This window comes from Sporosarcina soli (assembly GCF_042655805.1).
Classification (GTDB): Bacteria; Bacillota; Bacilli; order Bacillales_A; family Planococcaceae; genus Sporosarcina; species Sporosarcina soli.
This window is the reverse complement of the sequence record NZ_JBHSNO010000016.1, coordinates 70562-93757: the sequence shown is the minus strand read 5'-3', so window position 1 is coordinate 93757 and position 23196 is coordinate 70562. Positions and strand designations below refer to the sequence as shown.

Below are 23196 nucleotides of genomic sequence, written 5' to 3'. Positions count from 1 at the left end.
TCGACATTATGCATTCGCACCTTCTTATCTTCGGGATCAAAAAAGTCATGATCCTGCTGGAATTAGCACCTTACCTTTCGGCTGGTTGCTGAAGCGTCATAGGGCCAGTCCCTCGGCTTCTCTTGATAAGACATAATATTTAGTTTTGGGAATAATTTTAATTATCATAACAGGGGGATTGGTAAACGTCAAGCCCTCCTTATACTAGGGCCAGTTGGTTTCTGATACTGTAACAATTTCGCAAGAAGGTTCAGAAAATAGGTTGTACTCTGCAAACTTTTATGTTAGAATAATTTTCAATCAATTATGAAGTTTTAACTTCATTTGTCGGAATAAAAATGCTTATACTTCAAATGGTGATCAATGATGAAATTAAAAGAGCTCGTGCATGAGCATTTCCATAACTTATCGAAAAGTCAAAAGAGAGTTGCCACTTATGTGTTGGATCATCCCCGAAATGTCGCGGTGTCTTCGGCACAGGAAATTGGCGCGATGATCGGAGTAAGTGAGACGACGGTCATCCGCTTTTGCTATAGTCTCGGGCTTTCCGGTTATTCTGAACTGCAAAAGACCACGCGGGAACAGTTGCTCTTTCAAGAAAGCAGTTTGCACACTTATCAGCAATCCAAGCTTGAGTTGGAACAAGCGCCTCATTTTTATGAACAGGTGATGGAACAGGACTGTCGTACAATCCAGGAAACGATTAAGCAGATCAATGAGACGGATTATGAAACGGCGATCGACCAACTTTCAAAAGCGCAAACGGTATATATATTGGGGCTTCGTTCTTCCCATGCCGCGGCTAGTTGGCTTTCCTATTCGCTTGGGCTGGTCAGGCCTGACGTCCGACTCATCCGCACTGAAGCAGAAGATGTCATTCGAACGTTAAGTGCGATGAATGATCAATCCGTTTTAGTCGCTATTTCTTTTCACCGGTATTTAAAAGAAACAATCCGCATCGCTGAATTGGCCCGTGATCAGCAAGCCTATGTCATCGCGATAACAGATTCGTTGTTAGCGCCCATCCAAGCGCATAGTGATGTACTGTTTCCCATTTACTCACCGAATAAATCCACACTTGATGCGACGACTTCTTTGTTTTCGTTTATGAATGCGCTGGTTGCCGGTGTGTCTGTGAAAGAAAAGGAGCACTTCGAAAAAAGTCAACAAACCTATCAATCATTGAATAGCGATTTTTTATTTGTGGAAGGGGCGGAGAAACAATGAAAACGGTATTGCAAGAGCTGAAACCGATTGTTGAGGAGGTGTTCGCGCATTTACACGCTCACCCCGAAATCAGTTGGAAGGAAGTCGAAACAACGAAGTATTTACAACAACTCATCGAGAATGAAGGATTCGAGGTCTCGACATTTGATGATTCAACAGGGCTTGTTGTAACTGCGGGAGCTGGAGACTATTGCGTTGGTCTCCGTACGGATATCGATGCACTTTGGCAGGAAGTCGACGGCGTGTACCAAGCGAATCATTCATGCGGACATGATGCGCATATGACGATGGCAGTCGGGACATTACTCGCACTGAAGAAGCTGGGCTATCCGAAGAACGGTCGACTGAAAGTGCTCTTCCAACCCGCCGAGGAAAAAGGGACGGGGGCATTGTCGTTTGTCGACAAAGGACTAGTCGATGACGTCGATTACTTGTATGGCGTCCACCTTCGCCCAATCCAGGAACTCGGCCTTGGTTACTCGGCACCGGCGATCATGCATGGCGCGGCGAAAATGTTGAAAGGGACCATAAGCGGCACCGACACGCACGGGGCTAGGCCGCACCTCGGACAAAACGCCATTGAAGTGATGGCTTTGCTCGTACAGGCGATCCGCTCCATCCATGTCGACCCGATGGTGCCCCATTCGGCGAAAATGACGATGTTCCAAGCTGGCGGTGAATCAGCCAACATCATCCCAGGAAATGGCGTCTTCAGCATTGATATGCGCGCGCAAACGAATGCGGTCATGGACAAGCTGTTTGATCAAGTACAAACTGCAATTGAATCGGTTGCTAAGATGACTGGTGTGGAGATTCACTATGAATTTCTCGCTGAAATTGCCGCAGCAGAGGTGGATGAAACGGCCGTGGATATTATGGCACAAGCGATTTCTGAAACGGTAGGGGAATCTCATTTAGTCTCGCCGATTGTTACACCAGGCGGAGAGGATTTCCATTTTTACACATTGAAACGTCCTTCCGTAAAAGCGACGATGCTTGGACTCGGTTGTGACCTTGCACCCGGCCTCCATCATCCAAAGATGACATTCAACCAAGACAGTATTTTGACCGGCATTGAAATTCTAACACGGGCAGTGATCGAAACGTTTGAACGGTTAGAACAAAAGGAAGTGGCACAATGAATCGAACGATTACAACACGTAAACTGGAAACAATTGAAGAGATGCGTCTCGTCCAATCCCTTGAAACAACCGTATGGGGATCGGAACCGATTCCGGTCCATCAAACCTATACGGCGATCACCAATGGAGGGCTGATGCTCGGTGCTTTTGATGGGGAGACAATCGTCGGCTTCTCCTATGGATTTACCGGATTTGCAAATGGAAAAACTTATTTATGTTCCCATATGCTCGGGATCCATCCGGATTATCAGCTGATGGGAATCGGCAAAACATTGAAAGAAGAGCAACGCGCATATGCCATCGAAATGGGTTACGACTTGATCACCTGGACATTCGATCCTTTGGAAAGTCGGAACGCATATTTGAATGTATCGAAGTTATCTGGAATTTGTAGCACTTATTTGGAAAATTGGTACGGTGAAATGGAAGATGGTTTGAACAAAGGATTGCCTTCAGACCGTTTTAAAATCGAATGGTGGATCAAGAGCGAAAGAGTGAGAGAGCGTTGGGTTCCGACGATTGAGCGTTTTGATCGTCCGTTTCCAGTAGGGAAATCTGAACAAGGAAACCCGATGCTAAATTTTAATGAAGAAGAAATACCGACGGACAGTGCCGGTATCGAAATTCCGATCCCCGAACATATTCAGTTGATCAAAAAAAGTGAGCCGCAACTTGCACTGGATTGGCGACTAAAAATCAGGACTATCTTCCAAACGCTTTTCCGTGAAGGCTATGCATTGGTAAACGTTAATCGAACAACAACTGGAGTCCACTATTACCAAGTGGTCAAAAGAAATACAATTCCATTGAATACGAGTGAAAGAGGAGAATTCGAATGATCATTCAAGAAATCACGATCCGAAAAATGAAAATGATGATGAAGCATCCGTTTACGACAAGTTTTGGAACGATGCAAGAAAAGGATTTTCTATTACTGGAGGCAAAAGACGAACTCGGCAATAGCGGTTGGGGCGAGTCGGTTGCATTCAGCGCGCCTTGGTACAACGAAGAGACGCTTGAAACGAATTTGCATATGCTACAAGATTTTCTGATTCCGCTCGTACTAGGAAAAGAAATTGGGCATCCCGACGAAGTAAGTGGCCTTTTCAGTGCCATCCGCAAGAATAATATGGCGAAATCGACCATTGAAGGAGCCATTTGGGACTTATACGCCAAGCGCAATAAAATGACATTGGCGCAAGCTTTAGGCGGCGAGCGCGACAAAATCGAAGTCGGAATTAGTATCGGGATCCATGAACGCGTCGAAGATTTGATTGCCACCGTTCGTGGTTTTGTAGAGGAAGGTTATAAACGCATCAAGGTAAAAATCAAACCGGGCTATGACGTTGAAGTGATGCGCGAGCTCCGAAAACAGTTCCCAGATGTGCCGCTCATGGCGGATGCCAACTCGGCTTATACATTGAATGATGTCGAACTGCTGAAACAGTTGGACGCGTTTGACTTGACGATGATTGAACAACCGCTTGCGTCCGATGATATTATCGACCATGCAACACTGCAGAAACAGATGACGACACCGATCTGTTTGGACGAAAGTATCCATTCGCTGGAAGATACGCGGAAAGCAGTGGAACTTGGGAGTACAAAAATCATCAATATTAAAATCGGCCGGGTCGGAGGCTTGACGGAAGCGAAGAAAATACATGATTACTGTATGGAAAAAGGTCTCCCTGTTTGGTGCGGCGGCATGTTGGAATCGGGTATCGGGCGTGCGCATAATATCGCTTTGACAACATTGCCGAACTTCATCTTGCCAGGCGATACGGCCGGTTCTTCCCGCTATTGGGAAGAAGATGTCATTACGCCGGAAGTCGTCGTAGAAGATGGCTATATTACCGTTCCGACCGCATATGGTATCGGCTATGAACCGAATTTCCGTGCAATGGATAAGTTTACAGTTGAAACATATCGTTTTAAAGCCGAATAACCAAAATCATGTGGGTGGATATCTGCCCACATGGTTTCTTCCGGGGTATTAATTCAGAATATTATAACATATCAACAACTAGCAATTAGCAGGGGGAACATTTATGAGAAAGAGTTTTCAAATGGGTGCAGCCTTTATCGGTGTTATTGTCGGTGCTGGGTTTGCATCAGGGCAAGAGATTTTACAGTTTTTCACGAGCTTCGGTGCAATCGGCATTGCCGGTTCGATTGTCGCAACGTTATTTTTCGCTTTTATCGGGATGAATTTGACACAGATGGGGAGCCGTTTACAAACCACTTCTCACCAGAAAGTCATCTATCATATTTGCGGCCGCTATTTAGGGGTTGTTGTTGACATCATTATCACTTTTTTCCTGTTCGGTGTGACGGTCGTTATGTTTTCGGGAGCTGGAGCCATTTTCGAACAGCAATTTGGCATCCCGAGTGTCATTGGAAGTATTCTGATGACCGTTATCACGATTATTTCCGTGACCTTCAGTGTTCAAAAAGTGATTACGCTTATTAGTGCATTTACGCCTTTTCTGTTGTTAATCGTCATTATCATTACGGTTTATTCGGTTATGAATTTCGATTTTGCATCCGCGGATTTGCAAGCGGTCGCCGCGAGCCAAAGCCGCGGGGCGTCCCACTGGCTATTAGGGGCAGTGTTGTATGTGTCATATAATATCGCGGCTGGTGCCGCGATGCTAACTGTCATGGGTGGAACGGTCAAAGATGAAAAAGTGGCGGCATGGGGAGGCATCATCGGTGGATTGGGTCTCGGTCTTCTCATCGTCCTTATCAACGTTTCAATGCTTACACAGTTGAAGGAAATTGCGTCCGTACCGATGCCGATGCTTGTGTTGGCTGATAGTATGAGCCCAGTTATGAGTACGATTTTTTCTATTATTTTGCTTGGGATGATTTACAATACCGCTGTCGGTATGCTCTATGCTTTTACAGCGCGTACCATGAAACCAGAAACGAAGAAATTCAAAGGTGCCGTTGTGTTATTCGGAGTAGCTGCATTCGGAGCGAGCTTCGTTGGATTTATCACGCTTGTTGGAACGGTTTACCCGACAATGGGTTACTTAGGCTTCACGCTGATTGGCGCCATTATCTTTGCGTGGGCGATGAAAAAACGAGCACCCCAAAAAGTAGTCGAATCGTAATCATTAATTTCAATTGTTTAGGATGAAATGCTGTCGGAGTTGTATTTCAACAGAACCATAACCAAAATACGGAGATCAAAAACAGCTCTTTAAATTACGTCAATGTAATTAAAAGAGCTGTTTTTCATGATTTACTTCGAACAACTGAAAGCCTTTGTGCAATTTCTTCGGCAATCTTCAAGCCGTGAAAGCGCCCATCTTCAATGTAAACACGATTGGTGATACCACCTGTAACGACGCCCGAAAGGAAGACGTTTTTAACATTCGATTCATACGTTTCCGGATGAAAAGAAGGGACCAATGTAGCGGGATCGGTTTCGATGCCGAGTTGTTCCAACATCGATATATCGGGTTGATAGCCGATCAAGGAAAAGACATAGTCATTCTCTATTAAGACGGTTCCTTCAGGCGAATGGATTTGAATCGTTGTTTCGTCGATCGTTGCAACACTGGAATAAGGGTAAAATGCGATATGCCCTTTTTTCAAGAGATTACGCATATCCAATAATAAGGACGGCTTGATCCCTTCCAATACGGTTTCCCCCCGGTGGACAAGGGTCACATGGGCACCGTTCCGATATAGATCGATCGCGGCTTCCACCGCAGAGTTTTTCCCGCCGACGACAGTGACATGTTGCCCGTAGTAAAGATGTCCTTCTTGATAGTAATGGGATACTTTTGGTAAATCGTCTCCGGCTATACCAAGTTGCCGTGGGGTATCAAAAATACCTGTCGCTAGGACAATCATTTGCGCTTCATAAGGAAGTTGGTTGCCATGTCGATCTTCCGCATGGACTGTGAAGGATTCGGGGTTTCTTATCACTTTATTTACTTTTTGATAGCATTTGATAGGCAGTTCTTGCCTTTCTGTTACGAGGCGATAATATTTCAGAAGCTCTGTTCGGTTAGGGCGTACGTCCTGGGACACAAATGGGATTTCCCCGATTTCCAAACGATCCGAAGTACTATAGAACGTCATATGTAAAGGGCAATTGACAATGGAATTAACAATCGCCCCTTTTTCAAGAATGACATAAGAGAGTCCTTTTTCTTGTAGTGCAAGCCCTGTCGCTAATCCGCAAGGCCCTCCACCGATAATGACAACGTCATATAATTGATTCAATTTAACTCCTCCTCATCGATCATTGGGGAAATATGATCTTCTGCGGAAGTATGTTCAAGCAAATCCTCAACTATACTCATTTCGAGAATTGTGAATTCATTTACTTATTGCTTTTGTAAGCGTCGTTCCATATAATTAGTATTTGGATGGATTCAAAAATCGTAGGAGTTCGCTTCATGCATCATGCCGGATGGTTGCAGTCAGTCGCTTGTCTATCCCACGTCAAGGGAAACGATCGTTTTCCCGTTATTGAAAGCCGAGTTGAGGCTTCCCCCTTATTTGGCCTAAGAAAGGTCCACTTCGTTTCATTCTGTTTTGAATTTATTAATTTTCGTGCATAAAAGAAGACTAGAGGATAAGCCGATAAAACGACGTTGGATGATTTTATCAATGGCTAATCTTTTTTTGTTTGGGGACAACCGTGTTACGTTTTTAGATGAAAGTAGCACGATATAATTGTCATACTTTTAATAAAGATTGCAAAATCAGAAGACTTGATGCATAAACGTGTTACGAATTGTGGGAAATGTGTCACTACTTTAAGAATGGACGAAAGGTGGTTGCGTGATGCAAGATTCAACATTAAAAAGATTTGGGGTTTCGATGGATGGAAATTTGCTCAGGAGGTTTGATCATTTTGTTAAATTGAGAGGGTATGAAAATCGTTCCGAAGCCGTTCGTGATCTTGTCCGGGAGGCGATTATCAAACAGTCTTGGGAAGATGAGGAACAAATCATTGCGGGAAGCATTCTTTTATTTTATAACCATCATCAACGGCACCTGCTTGAAGAAATGACCCATATTCAGCATGGCATGCATAATCTGATTCTTGCAACGACACATTTCCATTTAAATCATGACAGCTGTCTGGAGTTGATTGTTGTCAAAGGGAAAGTGAAGGAAATCCAAGAGTTAAGCCATAAATTGACGAGTTTGAAAGGCGTGACGTATGGAAACTTCACTGTGGCACCTGTAGAACAAATCTGATCAAGAAGTAAAAATGGCATTGCCAAAGAGATGTCAATTATTCGGATAAAGGAGTTTTGTATATGAAGATGAAATATGGAAGATTCATGATCGCGTTATTAGCGATCTCACTGCTATTGGCAGGCTGTTTTTCATCAAAATCGAGTCAAAAGAGTGACCAAGCTAGTAAAAGTGAAGACAAACCGAAAGACGAGCTGGTGCTAGCATTTGGCTCCGAACCTGAAACTGGATTTGATCCGATCACTGGATGGGGACGGTATGGATCTCCTCTTTTCCAAAGTACCTTGCTAAAGCGGGATAACAAACTGAACATTGTCAATGATTTGGCGGAAAGCTATGATGTTAGTTCGGATGGGAAAGTGTGGACCGTTACGTTGCGTGACGATGTTACATTTTCGGATGGAGAATCGTTAACGGCGGAAGATGTTCAATTCACGTTTGAAAAAGCGGCTACGAGCGGATCAATTGTCGACTTGAATAATGTGGAGAAAGTGGAAGCAGTCGATGCAACAACTGTGAAATTCATGTTGAAAGAAGCTCAATCAACATTTGTCAATAATCTGGTGGCCACGGGGATCGTACCTAAACATGCATATAATGAAACCTATGCGGAAAATCCTATCGGTTCAGGTCCTTATCAGTTTGTCCAGTGGGATAAAGGCCAGCAGCTAATCGTTCAGGCAAATCCTTCGTATTATGGTAAAGAACCTTATTTTAAAAAGATCACTTTTCTATTTTTGAGTGAAGATGCTGCCTTTGCTGCGGCGCAAGCGGGAACAGTCGATCTTGCAGCGATTCCTGCAGCCTTCAGCAAAAAAGAAATACCGGGCATGAAGTTGGAAGCGGTGAAAACGGTGGACAATCGTGGAATCGTTTTTCCATTTGTGAAGTCAGGTGAATTGACGGAAGATGGGTATCCGATTGGGAATGACGTCACTGCTGATCCGGCCATTCGCCATGCAATTGATCAGGCTGTAGATCGACAAGCATTGATCGATGGGGTATTGGAAGGATATGGTTCGCCTGCTTATACATCTGTGGATGGTCTCCCTTGGTGGAATCCGGAGACGGTCATTGAGGATGCTGATTTGGACGGAGCGCGTCAATTGTTGGAAGAAGCCGGATGGAAAGATACAGATGGCGACGGCATTCTTGAAAAAGGTTCTTTGAAAGCCGAATTCAGCTTGTATTATCTGGCGAGTGATAGTGTTCGTCAATCATTGGCTATTGCTGTTGCAGATATGATCAAACCGCTTGGCATCAATATTAAAGTAGAAGGCGGAAGCTGGGATGTCATCGGTCAGAAAATGTATTCCGAAGCTGTGTTGATGGGCTGGGGAAGTCATGATCCGCACGAACTCTATAATATTTATAGTAGCGAGAATGCAGGGATCGAATATTATAATACCGGTTTTTATCAAAATGAAACCGTAGATGAGTATTTTAAAAAGGCACTACAAGCGAACAGTGAAGCTGAAGCGATTGAGTTTTGGCAAAAAGCGCAATGGGATGGAACGACCGGCTTAAGTGGAAAAGGCGATGCAGCGTGGGCATGGCTAGTGAATATCGACCATCTTTATATCATGAAAGAAAACCTCGATATCGGCGAACAACGGATTCATGTGCATGGGCATGGCTGGCCGGCAACAGATAATATAGCTGAGTGGAAATGGAGTAAATAACGTGCGTAAACAGTTCGGTGCAAGGATCGGAATCTTTTTACTTATGAAAGGCGTAAGAATGCTGACATTATTGTTCGCCATCTGCCTGATTTCGTTTCTGTTAATCAAAAACTCTCCGATCGATCCGATTCAAGCTTATATCGGAGCCGATATGATGAAAGTGGGACCCGAACAGCGTGAGAAGATTGCAGCCTATTGGGGGCTCGATCAGCCTGTAATGGTGCAGTTTTTCAATTGGGGTTCCGCTTTGCTGTCAGGCGATCTCGGCACATCCATGATTTTCCGTCGTCCGGTCTCTGAAATCATTGGGGAACGGTTCTTGAATTCGCTAGCGCTCATGTTAACTGCATGGGTGTTATCGGGAGTTATCGGTTTTGCGATGGGTGTCGTGTCCGCTATGAAAAAGGATACGTGGATCGATCGGATTATTAAATGGTATTGTTACACATTGGCATCGACACCGACTTTTTGGATGGGGCTGCTCATGCTTATCGTCTTTGCTGTGTGGCTCGGTTGGTTTCCGATCGGTTTGGGTGTACCGGCGGGTGTGCTGGCGGGGGACGTCACTTTGGCGGATCGCCTCCAGCATTTATTCCTTCCTGCAATGACTTTAAGCATTGTCGGCGTCGCGAATGTAGCTTTGCATACGCGTCAAAAGCTGATCGATGTGCTTGCAAGCGATTATGTACTGTTTGCGCGGGCAAGAGGTGAACGTGGTTTCATGTTATTTTGGCGACATGGGTTACGGAATGTCGCGTTGCCTGCCATCACCTTACAATTTGCTGCCTTCAGCGAATTATTTGGTGGGGCGGTGCTTGCTGAGCAAGTCTTTTCCTATCCCGGCCTTGGACAAGCGACAGTTGAAGCCGGGTTAAGGGGAGATGTCCCACTCTTATTGGGATTGGTGCTATGTAGCACATTATTTGTTTTTGTCGGAAATTTACTAGCCGATTTGATCTACTTCATCGTGGATCCGAGGACGAGGGAGGGACGGTCGTTATGATGCCCCACTTCGATAGCAGGAAGAAAGAAAAGGGATTGAAACGATTTTACTTGAATCGCAGGCAAAGGACGCTCTTGACAATACTAGTAGCAACAGTGTTTCTACTCCTCGTTGTCATGGGTGGCGCTTTGCTGGATGAAGATAGAATAGCAACGAATCTGGGTGCGCGTAATTTGCTGCCTTCACTCGATCATTTCTTTGGAACGGATTGGTTAGGGCGGGATATGTTTACCCGTACGATGATGGGGCTCAGTTTAAGTATGGGTGTCGGATTATTGGGGGCAGTCGGAAGTACATCCATTGCGCTACTGCTTGGGATGGCTGCGGCTTCTATGGGGAAAATGGCGGATCGCTTCATATCGTGGCTCATCGATCTCTTCTTGAGTGTCCCCCATTTGGTTACCTTGATTTTGATCGCTTTTACATTAGGGGGAGGGTTCAAAGGGATTGTCATCGGGCTGATGCTCACGCATTGGCCAAGCCTTGCCCGTGTCATCCGGGCGGAAGTGATGCAAATCCGTTCAGCCGATTATGTCCGGATTTCCAGACAGATGGGAAAATCCCACTGGTGGATTGCATTGCATCATATTTTTCCGCATTTGATCCCACAATTGCTGATCGGTTTTATGTTGATGTTTCCGCATGTGATTTTACATGAAGCAGCCGTTACATTTATCGGGTTAGGATTATCGCCCCACGAGCCGGCAATCGGCATCATCTTGTCGGAGTCCATGAAATATTTGTCATCGGGGATGTGGTGGCTCGCCTTTTTCCCAGGGCTTTGTCTTCTAATCATTGTGCGGACATTTGAAACGATCGGGGAAAGTCTCCGATTGCTCATCGATCCGACGAGAGCCCATGAAAAGTAAAAAGGCGCGTGATCTGGTTTGGAAGGAGGTATCCCATGCCTGTTTTGGAAGTTGAGAATTTATCGATCTCTTTTCAACAGTATACAAAAGGATTGAAACAACAAAAGATACAAGTTATTTCGAATTTAAGTGTCACACTTGAAGCAGGAGAAATCTTGGCTGTTGTAGGCGCAAGCGGTTCAGGTAAGAGCTTATTGGCTCATGCAATCCTTGGCATATTGCCACATAATGCGAATGTTAGTGGGACCATTGCTTATAATGGGGACGAGCTTACTGCGAAACGCCAAGCCGCATTGCGCGGTACGGAAATCGCCTTGATTCCGCAATCGGTCAACTACCTTGATCCGTTGATGCGTGTCGGGAAACAAGTCAGGACTGCAGCCAAAGAAGGGGAAGCGATTGCGGTCCAACGCTCGGTTTTTAAACGCCTTCATTTGCAGCCGAATGTGGAGCGCATGTTTCCATTTCAGTTGTCTGGCGGCATGGCGAGAAGAACGCTTCTATCTACAGCGATCGTCAGTGGAGCCAAAGTGATCATTGCAGACGAGCCTACGCCAGGACTCGATCCGGCAGTCATGCGAGAAGCATTAAGCAATTTTCGGGAATTTGCGGATCAAGGATGTGCGGTAATGCTCATTACGCATGACATTGAGTCGGCTTTGACGATCGCCGATAAGATTGCAGTGTTTTACGCGGGGACAACCGTGGAAATAGCGCCGGTAGAGGATTTTACTGGTAATGGCGAAGCGCTGCGGCATCCGTATAGCAAGGCGTTGTGGCAAGCATTACCGCAAAACGATTTTATCCCGATACCGGGTTCGCAACCCCGACCGGATAATTTGCCATCGGGCTGTTTGTTTGCACCGCGTTGTCCGTTAGCGACCCATGCATGCAATCAAAGGCAACCTGAAATGCGCAGTTTGCGGGATGGGGTGGTGAGATGTATTCATGCAACTTGAAGCAAAGAATATCGGATTTCGCTATGGAGATGGTCCATGGCTTTTCCAAGGCCTAGATTTAACAGTAGAGTCGGGAGAAATCGTTGGTCTGACAGGTCCGAGCGGTTTAGGGAAAACAACTTTTTGTCGGATTTTATCTGGATTTGAAACGCCTTTGACCGGAAGTATTACGATCGATGGCTCACCTATTTCACCAAAAGGGTTTCACCCCGTCCAGTTAGTTTTTCAGCACCCGGAAAAAGCCGTCAATCCACGGTGGAAGATGGCAAAAGTGCTGAACGAAGGTTGGAAGCCTGATCAGGAGTTGCTCGATTTGTTAGGCATTGAACAGGAATGGTTGACCCGCTGGCCGAACGAGTTATCAGGGGGAGAACTGCAACGGTTTTGTGTGGCTAGAGCGTTATCTCCACATACCCGTTTTCTAATTGCCGACGAAATGACAACAATGCTCGATGCTATCACCCAAGCTCAAATCTGGCAAGCCGTCCTTGAAATCGCTAAACAGCGCGAAATGGGCATCATTATTGTAAGTCATGAAGAAAAATTGGTAAAAAGGCTTTGCCATCGAGTTATTGATTTAGGAACTAGATGAGAACAGCCCACCGAATTACACATCTGGTAATTCGGTGGGCTGTTTTATGTTTATTCCTAGTATGAAAGAATTTGAAGTGATCAAAGTTGTTGGGTGTGCGCTCATAAAGTTGCGGGAGTGCCCAAAGTGGTTGCGTGGCGCTCATAAAATTACGAAAGTGATCAAAGAATTTACTAGGCGCTCATAAAGTTACGGGAGTGCTCAAAGCCGTTGTTATGCGCTCATAAAGTTACGAAAGAGCTCAAAGTCGTTTCCAAGAGCTCATAAAACTTCCACTATCCCGATTGGACGCATCTCTAAATGTCCAATTTAAATCCTCAGCAAACGCCAAGTAGTGTACAATTTCATAGTAGGGAGATCCATGAGAGGTCTTCCTATTCTTTCATTTCATAAGTCGTTCTTAATGCTTTCAGCTCGTCCACCAACTTATCCCCGATCGTAGCTGCCAGTGTGTCATAGAGAGGATCGAGTTTCTTTTTCCATTGTTCCTTTTCTTGGTTGCTTAGTTCGTGGATTTGAATGGATGAGTTTTGTTTGATAAGTTCGAGTTGTTCTTCATTTATTTTGATGGCTTGTCGATCGTTCCAGGCGGTTGTTTCTTGCATTGCTTCAAGTAGAATTTGCTGAGTATTTTTTGATTGCTGGTCCCAAACTTTTTGATCCATCATGACGACGTAGCCTAAATAGCCATGATTGCTGATCGTTAAATGCTTTTGCACCTCATAAAATTTTTTAGAATATATATTTGAAATCGTATTTTCTTCGCCATCGATCTTCCCGGCCTCGATTAAATGATAGGTGTCATTAAAGGATTCGGGTTGCGCCTCAGCACCGAGTAACTCATATTGGGCACGGAGAGTGTCGCTGTTCATAATGCGGATCGTTTGTCCCTGTAAATCTTGAGGTAAACGGATAGGACCAGTATTGGACGTAATTTGTTTAAAACCGTTTGACCAGTGGGCAAGTCCTAAAATGCCCTTTTTTTGTAATGAATCCAGTAAATGTGTACCGATCGGACCGTGTATGCCTTCTTCAATCGCTTCATAGGTCGGAAAGGCAAAAGGAAGATCGAGCACAGCCCACTCCGGAGAAAGACCACCCATTTTTGCGGTGGAAGTCGCGATGAAATGGACTTGCCCTTCTTTCAAAGCTGTAATATCTTCAATATCAGAGAACAAGCTACCATTGGGAAAGACAACAATCTTGATCTTTCCGTTCGATTTTTCATTGACGAGTTCTGCAAATTTGTCTGCCGCTCGCCCTTTCGGTGTATTTTCTGCGACAACATGGCTGAAGGTGAAAACGATTTGCTCGCTCAGCCCTTCCTGTTCATCGTCAAAAGGAAGTTCTTCGTCAGGGGAAAGATAACGGTAGCCTACTATGCCTGCAAAAATAATGCCTAGAAATAATAGAATCATAATTGTATTTTTCACCAATAAACCTCCTCATTCGCTTATTGTAAGCATACTGAGGAAATCAAAGTTCGTAAAGACGAAAAGAGTGGATGCAGATTGAAACCTTTATCGATACGATGGAAAATTATGCTGTTATCGTATATTGTCGTTATTTTTTCGCTATTGATGGGTGGGATTGTCATCATTTCGAGCATCCAGCAAAACGAGGAAAAGGAATTGCGCATCCGGTCGATGAATACGGCGCGGACAGTAGCCGAGTTGACGGATGTGCGAAATGCCATCCAGGAACCGCAGGGCTGGGAAACCTTGGACCCGATCATTGAAGAAATTAGCGTCATTAATGGAACGGATTATATTGTTGTCATGAATATGGATCGAATCCGCTATTCGCATCCTGTTAAAGAGAGGATAGGCAAAGTATCGCAAGGGGAAGATGAAAAAGGGGCTTTCGCAGAGCATATTTATTTTTCCAAGGCGGAAGGTGAAATCGGCACCTTCATCCGGGCATTTGTCCCGATTAAGGATGCCGAGTTAAATCAAATCGGTGTCGTTGTTGTCGGAAATAAGATTCCAGCATTTCTCGATATCATGATGAATGTCTCCAAAGATATTCTTTTCATCGTTGTTTTGACATTGCTTTTCGGATTGCTCGGCTCGATCTTGTTGGCCAACCATATTAAAAAGCAGATGTTTCAGTTGGAGCCTTATGAAATTAAACGGATGCATGAAGAAAGAATCGCTACTTTCCATGCGATGAATGAAGGCGTCATTGCCATCGATAATAAAGAAATCGTAACGGTATTCAACGACAAAGCGAAGAAAATTTTTAATGTAAAAGGAAAATTTGTCGGTCAACCGATTCGAGCTGTTTTAGAAGATACAAGACTTCCGGAAATTGTCGAAAGGGATCAGGCAGTCTATAATGAGGTCATCCAAGTAAGTGGCAAGGTCATTTTAAGCACCCGCGTACCGATTCATAAAGATGATGAATTAATCGGGGCTGTAGCAATCTTTCAGGATCGGACGGATGTGGCCAAGCTGGCTGAAGAATTAACAGGTGTAAAAAACTTTGTAGAAGCATTAAGGGTGCAGAGCCATGAACATATGAACAAGCTTCATACGATCGCCGGCTTAATCCAACTTGGAAAGCCGGAAAAAGCGTTACAACTTGCATTTGAGATTTCAGAAGAACAAGAAGGCGTCACAAAATTTCTACATGAAAAAATTAAAAATGACGCGCTTGCAGGCCTTTTGTTAAGCAAAGTGGGTAGAGGGAAGGAATTGGGGATTTCGGTGGAAATTGATAAGAACAGCTTTTTTTCAACCTTTCCCAATCAATTGGATCAGCATGATTTCGTCGTGTTATTGGGCAATCTCATTGAAAATGCCTTTGGAGCCTTCGAACATGTAGAGGTCGAAGACAAGAAAATAGAGTTGAGTATTGAACAGAACGAAAATGTCTGTGCGCTATTGGTGGAAGATAACGGGGCAGGCATTAAGGAGACCTATTTACCGAAAATTTTTGACAAAGGCTTTACGGTGAATAAATCCGAAGGGACAGGGTACGGACTCTTTCTCGTGAAACAAATTGTTGAAAAAGGGAATGGCTGCATTGAAGTTTCAACTGACCAAGGTGGAGGCACTTCAATATTGATCACTTTCCCGATGGAAATGGGGGACGATGTAGGTGGAGAAAGATGAAATCAAGGTGTTGTTGATCGAAGATGATCCGATGGTGCAGGAAGTGAATCGGGAATTTATCGAAAGTGTGAAAGGATTTCGAATCATAGGCGTTGCGAACAACGGTGAAGAAGGCATTACACTTGTGAAAAAAATGAAACCAGATCTCGTCATATTGGATATCTATATGCCGAAAAAAGATGGAACGAAGACGTTACAGGAATTCAGAAAGCAACAATTGAAGGCTGACGTGATAGTTGTATCAGCCGCAAAGGACAGCGAAACCATTAAACTAATGCTTCAAAATGGGGCGATGGATTATATTATCAAACCCTTTAAAATCCATCGTATCCAACAGGCATTGGAGAAGTATCAGAAGTATAGAAACAGCTTGCGCCAGACTGAAACGATATCGCAGGAACAGCTGGATTTATTGCTGCACGCTCAGTCTTCAAACCGCAACACGGGCAATCATTTGCCAAAGGGGTTGAATGAATTCACCTTAAATGAAATTACACACTATATCGATCGTCAAGAAGAGCCCCGTTCTGCCGAAGAGGTGGCAAACGCAATTGGCATCGCCCGAGTCACCGCCCGCCGTTACTTGGATTATTTAGAAAAAAGCGGCGGAATCACGCTTGATGTGCAGTATGGTGGCGTCGGGCGACCTGTCAATCGTTACGTCCGCAATAATGATCATAAGTGAGACCAAAAAGACCAAAATAGCCGTTATGACCAGAAACTTCTCACCTCCCGTTGGAAGCGTTATCATTCTAATTAATTAGTGAAATGTTCAGCTTTCAAAAGGGGGAGAAAATATGAAGTTACTTAAGAATCTTACGGTTCAAGTTTTATTGGCAATCGTTATCGGAGTCATCGTCGGGCTTGTCTGGCCAAATGTCGGAAAAGAGATGAAACCGCTCGGAGATACATTTATCAACGCAGTTAAAATGGTCATCGCGCCAATCATATTCCTAACGATTGCCCTAGGAATCGCCAAAATGGGAGATATGAAAAAGGTTGGGAAAGTCGGCGGCAAAGCACTTATTTACTTTGAAATTGTGACAACGATCGCACTCGTCATCGGTTTAATCGTCGTGAACCTTGTGAAGCCAGGGGCAGGCCTTAACTATGATGAGCTGGAAAAAGGGGATGTATCTAAATATACGGCCGAGGGCGGAGCGAGTATCAACTGGATCGAGTTTGTTACGCAGATTGTCCCGTCCAATATGGTCGATGCATTTGCTAAAGGGGATATTTTACAAGTATTGTTCTTCTCCATTTTGTTCGGAGTCGGTCTTGCGGCACTTGGGGAAAAAGGGAAAATCGTTATTGAGTTTTTGGATAAGCTATCGCTAGTCTTCTTTAAAATTATCGGCTATGTGATGAGAGCCGCTCCGATCGGTGCATTCGCGGCGATGGCTTATACAATTGGCCATTATGGGCTTACTTCGCTCGTTCCGCTTGGCAAATTAATGATGTCCGTATACATTACAATGTTTTTATTCATCTTTATCATCTTGAATATCATTTGTAAGATGAATGGCATCAGTCTATGGAAATACCTGAAATTCATTAAAGACGAATTATTAATTGTGTTAGGAACGAGTTCTTCGGAGTCGGTGTTGCCAAGAATGATGGAAAAAATGGAACGTTACGGCGCATCCAAATCGGTCGTCGGCCTTGTCATCCCGACAGGTTATTCCTTTAATTTGGATGGTACATCAATTTATCTATCCATGGCTGTTGTCTTTTTGGCGCAAGTCTTTGGTGTGGATTTGACAATTGGACAGCAAATTACAGTCATTCTCATTCTAATGTTAACGTCTAAAGGAGCTGCAGCCGTGACGGGCGGTGGGTTTATCGTGTTAGCGTCCACTTTAGCTGCTTTACAAATCATTCCGCTTGAAGGTTTGGCATTGCTTCTTGGCGTGGACCGTTTTATGAGTGAAGGACGTGCGATTGTGAATCTGATCGGAAACGGAATCGCTACATTGGTCGTCGCGAAAAGTGTAAACGAGTTTGATGAATCAAAACATCAGGAAGCGATCAAGGAAATGAAAGCGTTGAAGAACGCAGGACAATCTGCTGTCTTGAATACGACAATCAAATAAAGAATGCAGTGCTACCATGTATATTGGCTACCCGCCCGATCGCATTGTTGACCGGGCGGGTGGCCTGCTTATAGCCATAAGTGGAACAAGCCGCTGAACAAGTAGCCTACGCCAAAATAGGTTAAAAAAGCTGGCAAAGGCACGGTTCGTATGTATTGCCCGATAAACTCCTTCATACTTGTACAGCCAATCAGACTGATGGAAACGCCCATGAGTATGCTTTGAATCTTAAAAGATAGAGGAGCTTGTTGACCGATCCAAATGAACGACGCGAAACAAATGGATAAGCCAATAAAACAAAGCGTCAAACTTCCCCATTTATTCCCTGTGGAAAGGGCAACTGTCGCAAGGGCAAAACCTTCAGGCAGATGATGCAGGATGGTGGAAGTTGTCATTGTAAGACTAAGAGCCGGATCATCCAGTAAACTTCCGATTGTCACGCTGAGCGGGATCGTATGGATGAACATCGCAACGGCTAGCAAATAGAGCGAGGAAGTATGGGAATGATTGCACATGGAATGGAGGACAAGAATAAAGAAGAAACCGAGTAGTCCCCCAAGCAATAAGCCGAATGGGTAGTAAGCGCTCCAAGCGGATGGAATGATGTCAAGTGTTAATAAGCCTATTAAAAATCCTCCGCATAAGAGTGAACACCCTCCAATTTTGTCTTTGAATAGCCCGGCTAACGTCCAGGCGAGTACACCTCCAGTACTAACACTGAGAAAGAGACATATACCTAGTATGATGATTGTCAATTTGATCATTCCCAACCACTGTCATTTTCAAATTATATGCACGGGGTTCCGGCGCACATGCAGAAGGTGGGAATAATAGAGATTTGACAGTAAAAAGCCAAGACCGGGAAAAGCGTTCGATCTTGGCTTTTATAAATCATTTTTTATAGCGCTTGTCATAAGGCCGCACCATAAGTCCCATTTCCTTTCGTTCCTTATCCAGCGCTTTATAAAACGCGATCATCATGAAAATCATGACGAAGGAGAAAGGCAATGCGGCTATGATCAGTGCATTCTGCAGTGCGGTCAGCCCATTGGCGGAAAGTAGGATAATGGCAACCGCCGCGGTGGAAACGCCCCAGGTCAATTTCACACCGTTAGGCGGTAATAGCGATCCATAGGAGGTCTGCATTCCAAGCACGAACGTGGCTGAATCCGCGGACGTGATAAAGAAAATCGCGATAAGGATGACAGCAATGATCGACAAGACCATCGACATCGGCATTTCATTGAAAACCGCGAAAAGGGTCTCTTCTGTCAGTAAACCGGACAAGTCTGTTCCTTTCATTTGGACATCCATTGCGGTTGCACCGAAAACGGAAAACCAGAAGAAGCTAAGCAATGTAGGTAGCATCAATACCACTACCAGGAACTCACGGATGGTTCGGCCACGGGATACACGGGCGATGAATATGCCGACGAAAGGCGCCCATGAAATCCACCATGCCCAATAAAAGATGGTCCAACTATTGATCCATGCACGATTTTCATCATCAAGCGGAGCGGCACGGAAACTCATGCGCGGCAAATTTTGCAAATAGCTCCCGATTGTATCGGTGAATGTATTGAAAATCAGTAAAGTGGGACCAAGAATGACAACTAAGGCAAGTAGAATGACTGCTAGAACCATATTGAGATTGGATAAATATTTAATTCCTTTACTTAGTCCTGACCAAGCGGAAGCAATGAACAAGATTGTGACAACGACGATGATGACAATCTGAACGGAAAAACTATTCGGTATATCGAAGAGATAAGCCAGTCCACCATTGATTTGAATGGCACCGAAACCTAAAGTCGTTGCCACACCTACGACTGTTGCAACAACGGCTAATACATTGATCAATGTACCAAATGGGCCGTTCATCCGTTCGCCGAAAATCGGTTTCAATGTTGCAGAAATTAAACCGGGTTCTTCTTTTCGGAACTGGAAATAGGCCAGGCACATGGCAACGACGCCATAGATCGCCCAAGCATGGATGCCCCAATGGAAAAAGGTGAAACGCATCGATTCTTTGAACGCTTCATCGGTTCCCGGTTGGGCGGTCGCCGGGTTGATGGCGAAATGGGATAGCGGTTCAGCCGCGCCCCAAAAGACGAGCCCGATGCCCATCCCTGCTGAAAAGAGCATGGCGAACCAACTCATCCGAGAATATTCCGGTTCTTCATCAGGTTTTCCAAGGGTAATCTGCCCCATCGGACTGACGATAAAGAAGATGCAAAATAGGACAATTCCGGTGACAACGAGTAAATAATACCAACCGAATGAAGAGGTGATGAAGTTTTTCATATTGTTGGTCACTTCTTCGAAGCTACTTGGTGCAAGTGCCCCATATGCAACAGCAATGATGACAATAAAGACTGAAATCCAAAATACACTTGAAATTTTTTTCATCTGATCACCTGAATTCCTTTGGTTGTTTGGTCCACATCTTGCATAATTATCATGCTCAACTTTATGAATAGGCATGCACATACCTTAACTTTCCATTCCCTTTTTAAAATTTAATAAACTGCAAAAATCGAAAAAGCGATTTCCATTAATGAGGAAATCGCTTTTTCGTAATTTTGTTCTATCAATTACGCCTCGGCGTAATTGCGTCCAGATTTTGAATTGCGCTTGCGTAATTAACTCCCTTCAAAATCTGTGACATCCGCCGGTGACTTGGGCCAACAGGATGTTGGTCACTCAGGTGTTGTCGCAGGAAGCGGCGAACTTAGCCTGAGTTCCACTAAGCAGCAGGGAGTTTGGACTACTTCTGATTGAAATACATTCTGGCATTCATCCCGCAACTTATGGATGTGGGGGACTTCTGTAGCTGACGCTTCGCTTTTAGTACAAAGAGATTTGCTGTATCAAGTTAAAAACAAGAGAACCTGTCGATCTGATCAAGGGAGATACCTGTATACTCCCATCTTCTTTGTCGATTGCGCCATCTCCAGCCCGCGACAGAATTTCTACCTACAAATACTGGATAGAACCAAAAACCTTGTCTTCTCGAAATCCAAACAAATGTGTAACGGTAGAGACAACCGCGAATGGCACCTGGATCTACTGCGAACAACTGATGAGATGGGTATTCAGGTGTAAATGACGGAGGTGGAGATGTCGGTGCTTGCCCGCCATGTTGTTGTCCGGGTGGGAAACCTGGCCCCGGCGGAAAACCAGGTCCAGGCGGTCCTCCATGCCCCGGTGGAAACCCTGGCCCTGGCGGAAACCCTGGCCCTGGCGGGAAACCTGGTCCAGGAGGGAAACCCGGCCCAGGTGGTCTCCCGGGTCCCGGTGAAAATCCTGGCCCTGATGGGAATCCCGGCATGCCCGGTCCGAATGGATTACGCTGGGCTTCATAATGCCTCATACTATCCTGCCATCCATACGCTTCATAACCTCCGTATTCCGGCATGCTTTGTGTATGGTTTCCTTCATATCCTTCGGGTAATTTAGGATACCAATGTGAATCACCTTGGTTACCCGGCTGCATATTAACCATCTACTCACTCCTTCCAAATGATTCATCCTATCCTATGCAATCATCATAGGGAATGCGTGGACTTTTCATAGGCTAAGGTGATTTCATAAATTTACTGGTAGCGGACGGGGAAGGAGTACTTTCCCGCTTTATCCCACTAAAACAGCATCACATTACCACGGAACAAGTTTTCGGGAAAATGAACATTTCGTGGCAACCTTCGTGTACGATAGAAATATAGAATACGGAATACTTACACGAAAGGGTGATTGCCATGATCGAATTAAATGGTTCGTCACTGCGGCTCGATCAGATGCATGCAATTTTATTTGAGGAGAGTGGAGTGACGTTAAACGATGAGGCATTGATCCGGGTCACGAAAAGTCGTGAGGCGGTGGAGAAAATTGTGCGGGAAGATCGTACGGTTTACGGCATTAACACCGGTTTCGGCAAATTCAGCGATGTGAAAATTGATGAGAAAGATACGAAGGCGTTGCAGCTACACCTCATTCGATCGCATGCTTGCGGGGTTGGAGAACCGTTCCCAGAAATCGTTTCGCGGGCAATGGTTGTCCTTCGATTGAATGCGCTGCTCAAAGGGTTTTCAGGAATTCGTGCGGAAGTGTTGAAGCGGTTCGCTTATATGGTGAATCATCGCATTCACCCGGTCATTCCCCAACAAGGCTCGCTTGGTGCATCGGGGGACTTGGCTCCATTATCGCATCTTGCGCTTGTTCTGTTAGGGGAAGGGTTTGTATGGCAAAACGGAAAGCCGGTTCCTGCGATGGATATTTGGAAAAAGCATCGTTTACAGCCAATTGTGTTGGAAGCGAAAGAAGGGCTTGCGCTCATTAACGGGACACAAGCGATGACTGCACAAGCCGTAGTCAATTATTTGGAGGCGGAGTCGCTCGCTTACAACAGTGAATGGATTGCTGCCATGACGATGGAAGCGCTTTATGGCATTACGGATGCGTTCCATCCTGCCATTCATGAAGCGCGCGGTTATCCGGAACAGGTGGATGTCGCGACGCGAATGCTAGGTTGGCTGGAAGATAGTCAGTTGACGACCATTCAAGGTGAAAAACGTGTGCAAGACGCCTATTCCATCCGTTGTATCCCGCAAGTGCACGGAGCGAGTTGGCAAGTGCTCGGCTATGTAAAAGAGAAAATCGAAATAGAAATGAATGCCGCGACAGATAACCCGCTTATTTTTGATGAAGGCGAGACGGTCGTGTCCGGCGGGAATTTCCATGGGCAGCCGATTGCATTTGCGATGGACTTTTTAAAGGTAGGTGTAGCGGAACTGGCCAATATATCTGAACGGCGCTTGGAACGGCTCGTCAACCCGCAGTTGAATGAAGGGCTACCGCCGTTTTTAAGCTCTGAACCCGGTTTGCAATCGGGCGCGATGATCTTGCAATACTCGGCCGCGAGTCTCGTTTCGGAAAATAAAACCCTTGCACATCCAGCCTCCGTCGATTCGATTCCATCATCCGGCAATCAGGAAGACCATGTGTCGATGGGGACAATTGGTGCCCGGCATGCGCAATCCATCATTAAAAACGCTAGAAATGTCTTGGCAATGGAAGCGCTTTGTGCCATGACGGGCTGTCATATCCGTGGAGCTGAACAGATGGCTCCGAAGACAAAGGCGAAATTTGATCAATTGAAAGAAGTTGTTCCGCCGATTGGAGAAGACCGTATTTACGCTCCGGATATTGAGAAGATTGCACAGTTACTAACGAGATGAATGACAAAAAGTTGAGACCGATCATGGGTCTCAGCTTTTTATCATTG

20 protein-coding genes and 1 riboswitch are annotated in these 23196 nt (G+C 45.1%); of the genes, 15 read left to right on the top strand and 5 right to left on the bottom strand.

The window, feature by feature from the left end; genetic code table 11:
- Positions 1 to 21: 21 nt before the first annotated feature.
- Positions 22 to 132, bottom strand: a riboswitch (SAM riboswitch).
- Between the two features lie 234 nt (positions 133 to 366).
- The 5 genes from ACFPRA_RS21135 (at position 367) to ACFPRA_RS21115 (ending at position 5488) form a co-directional block, all read left to right on the top strand.
- Positions 367 to 1227, top strand: a complete 861-nt coding sequence (locus ACFPRA_RS21135; protein ID WP_381439135.1) for a MurR/RpiR family transcriptional regulator — start codon at positions 367 to 369, stop codon at positions 1225 to 1227.
- On the top strand, positions 1224 to 2369 hold the full coding sequence (locus ACFPRA_RS21130; RefSeq protein ID WP_381439133.1) for a M20 peptidase aminoacylase family protein: 1146 nt from the start codon (positions 1224 to 1226) through the stop codon (positions 2367 to 2369). Before ACFPRA_RS21135 ends, ACFPRA_RS21130 begins: the two co-directional genes overlap by 4 nt.
- Positions 2366 to 3208, top strand: a complete 843-nt coding sequence (locus ACFPRA_RS21125) for a GNAT family N-acetyltransferase (RefSeq protein ID WP_381439130.1) — start codon at positions 2366 to 2368, stop codon at positions 3206 to 3208. Before ACFPRA_RS21130 ends, ACFPRA_RS21125 begins: the two co-directional genes overlap by 4 nt.
- Complete coding sequence (gene menC, locus ACFPRA_RS21120; protein ID WP_381439127.1) at positions 3205 to 4317, top strand: o-succinylbenzoate synthase; 1113 nt, start codon at positions 3205 to 3207, stop codon at positions 4315 to 4317. Before ACFPRA_RS21125 ends, menC begins: the two co-directional genes overlap by 4 nt.
- Positions 4318 to 4420: 103 nt before the next feature.
- Positions 4421 to 5488, top strand: coding sequence for a YkvI family membrane protein (locus ACFPRA_RS21115; protein WP_381439125.1), 1068 nt, complete (start codon positions 4421 to 4423; stop codon positions 5486 to 5488).
- A gap of 124 nt (positions 5489 to 5612) precedes the next feature.
- Here the strand turns inward: ACFPRA_RS21115 and ACFPRA_RS21110 are convergent, their stop codons facing one another.
- Positions 5613 to 6611 (bottom strand): YpdA family putative bacillithiol disulfide reductase, encoded by a 999-nt coding sequence (locus ACFPRA_RS21110; RefSeq protein WP_381439123.1) that lies wholly within the window; start codon positions 6609 to 6611, stop codon positions 5613 to 5615.
- 567 nt (positions 6612 to 7178) lie between these two features.
- Here ACFPRA_RS21110 and nikR point away from each other — a divergent pair.
- The 6 genes from nikR (at position 7179) to ACFPRA_RS21080 (ending at position 12703) form a co-directional block, all read left to right on the top strand.
- On the top strand, positions 7179 to 7598 hold the full coding sequence (gene nikR / locus ACFPRA_RS21105) for a nickel-responsive transcriptional regulator NikR (RefSeq protein ID WP_381439121.1): 420 nt from the start codon (positions 7179 to 7181) through the stop codon (positions 7596 to 7598).
- A 62-nt stretch (positions 7599 to 7660) separates the two neighbouring features.
- Positions 7661 to 9280, top strand: coding sequence for an ABC transporter substrate-binding protein (locus tag ACFPRA_RS21100; protein WP_381439118.1), 1620 nt, complete (start codon positions 7661 to 7663; stop codon positions 9278 to 9280).
- A gap of 43 nt (positions 9281 to 9323) precedes the next feature.
- Positions 9324 to 10283: an ABC transporter permease gene (locus ACFPRA_RS21095; protein ID WP_381439994.1), complete on the top strand. Its 960-nt coding sequence runs from the start codon at positions 9324 to 9326 to the stop codon at positions 10281 to 10283.
- Positions 10280 to 11152: an ABC transporter permease gene (locus ACFPRA_RS21090; RefSeq protein WP_381439116.1), complete on the top strand. Its 873-nt coding sequence runs from the start codon at positions 10280 to 10282 to the stop codon at positions 11150 to 11152. Before ACFPRA_RS21095 ends, ACFPRA_RS21090 begins: the two co-directional genes overlap by 4 nt.
- Before the next feature lie 35 nt (positions 11153 to 11187).
- Complete coding sequence (locus ACFPRA_RS21085; RefSeq protein WP_381439114.1) at positions 11188 to 12111, top strand: ABC transporter ATP-binding protein; 924 nt, start codon at positions 11188 to 11190, stop codon at positions 12109 to 12111.
- Entirely contained in the window at positions 12101 to 12703 is a 603-nt protein-coding gene (locus ACFPRA_RS21080) for an ABC transporter ATP-binding protein (protein WP_381439111.1), read from the top strand. The genes ACFPRA_RS21085 and ACFPRA_RS21080 overlap by 11 nt, the downstream gene beginning before the upstream one ends.
- A 374-nt stretch (positions 12704 to 13077) precedes the next feature.
- On the opposite strand, the gene ACFPRA_RS21075 is transcribed toward ACFPRA_RS21080, so the two are convergent.
- The gene (locus tag ACFPRA_RS21075; RefSeq protein WP_381439109.1) at positions 13078 to 14139 is read right to left on the bottom strand and encodes a DctP family TRAP transporter solute-binding subunit; all 1062 of its coding nucleotides are present in this window, start codon (positions 14137 to 14139) and stop codon (positions 13078 to 13080) included.
- Positions 14140 to 14244: 105 nt separating this feature from the next.
- Between ACFPRA_RS21075 and ACFPRA_RS21070 the strand changes: the two genes are divergently transcribed.
- The 3 genes from ACFPRA_RS21070 to dctP all read left to right on the top strand — a co-directional run bounded on the left by ACFPRA_RS21070 (position 14245) and on the right by dctP (position 17912).
- Entirely contained in the window at positions 14245 to 15819 is a 1575-nt protein-coding gene (locus tag ACFPRA_RS21070; protein WP_381439992.1) for an ATP-binding protein, read from the top strand.
- Positions 15806 to 16504 (top strand): response regulator, encoded by a 699-nt coding sequence (locus ACFPRA_RS21065; protein WP_381439106.1) that lies wholly within the window; start codon positions 15806 to 15808, stop codon positions 16502 to 16504. Before ACFPRA_RS21070 ends, ACFPRA_RS21065 begins: the two co-directional genes overlap by 14 nt.
- A 112-nt stretch (positions 16505 to 16616) precedes the next feature.
- Entirely contained in the window at positions 16617 to 17912 is a 1296-nt protein-coding gene (dctP, locus tag ACFPRA_RS21060) for a C4-dicarboxylate transporter DctP (protein ID WP_381439104.1), read from the top strand.
- 68 nt (positions 17913 to 17980) lie between these two features.
- Here dctP and ACFPRA_RS21055 read toward each other — a convergent pair whose 3' ends face one another.
- The 3 genes from ACFPRA_RS21055 to ACFPRA_RS21045 form a co-directional block, all read right to left on the bottom strand.
- On the bottom strand, positions 17981 to 18676 hold the full coding sequence (locus tag ACFPRA_RS21055) for a ZIP family metal transporter (RefSeq protein WP_381439101.1): 696 nt from the start codon (positions 18674 to 18676) through the stop codon (positions 17981 to 17983).
- 127 nt (positions 18677 to 18803) lie between these two features.
- Entirely contained in the window at positions 18804 to 20321 is a 1518-nt protein-coding gene (locus tag ACFPRA_RS21050) for a glycine betaine uptake BCCT transporter (protein ID WP_381439099.1), read from the bottom strand.
- A 466-nt stretch (positions 20322 to 20787) separates the two neighbouring features.
- Positions 20788 to 21417 (bottom strand): hypothetical protein, encoded by a 630-nt coding sequence (locus ACFPRA_RS21045; RefSeq protein WP_381439096.1) that lies wholly within the window; start codon positions 21415 to 21417, stop codon positions 20788 to 20790.
- A gap of 253 nt (positions 21418 to 21670) precedes the next feature.
- Between ACFPRA_RS21045 and hutH the strand changes: the two genes are divergently transcribed.
- Complete coding sequence (hutH, locus tag ACFPRA_RS21040; protein WP_381439093.1) at positions 21671 to 23149, top strand: histidine ammonia-lyase; 1479 nt, start codon at positions 21671 to 21673, stop codon at positions 23147 to 23149.
- The last annotated feature ends 47 nt before the right edge of the window (positions 23150 to 23196 follow it).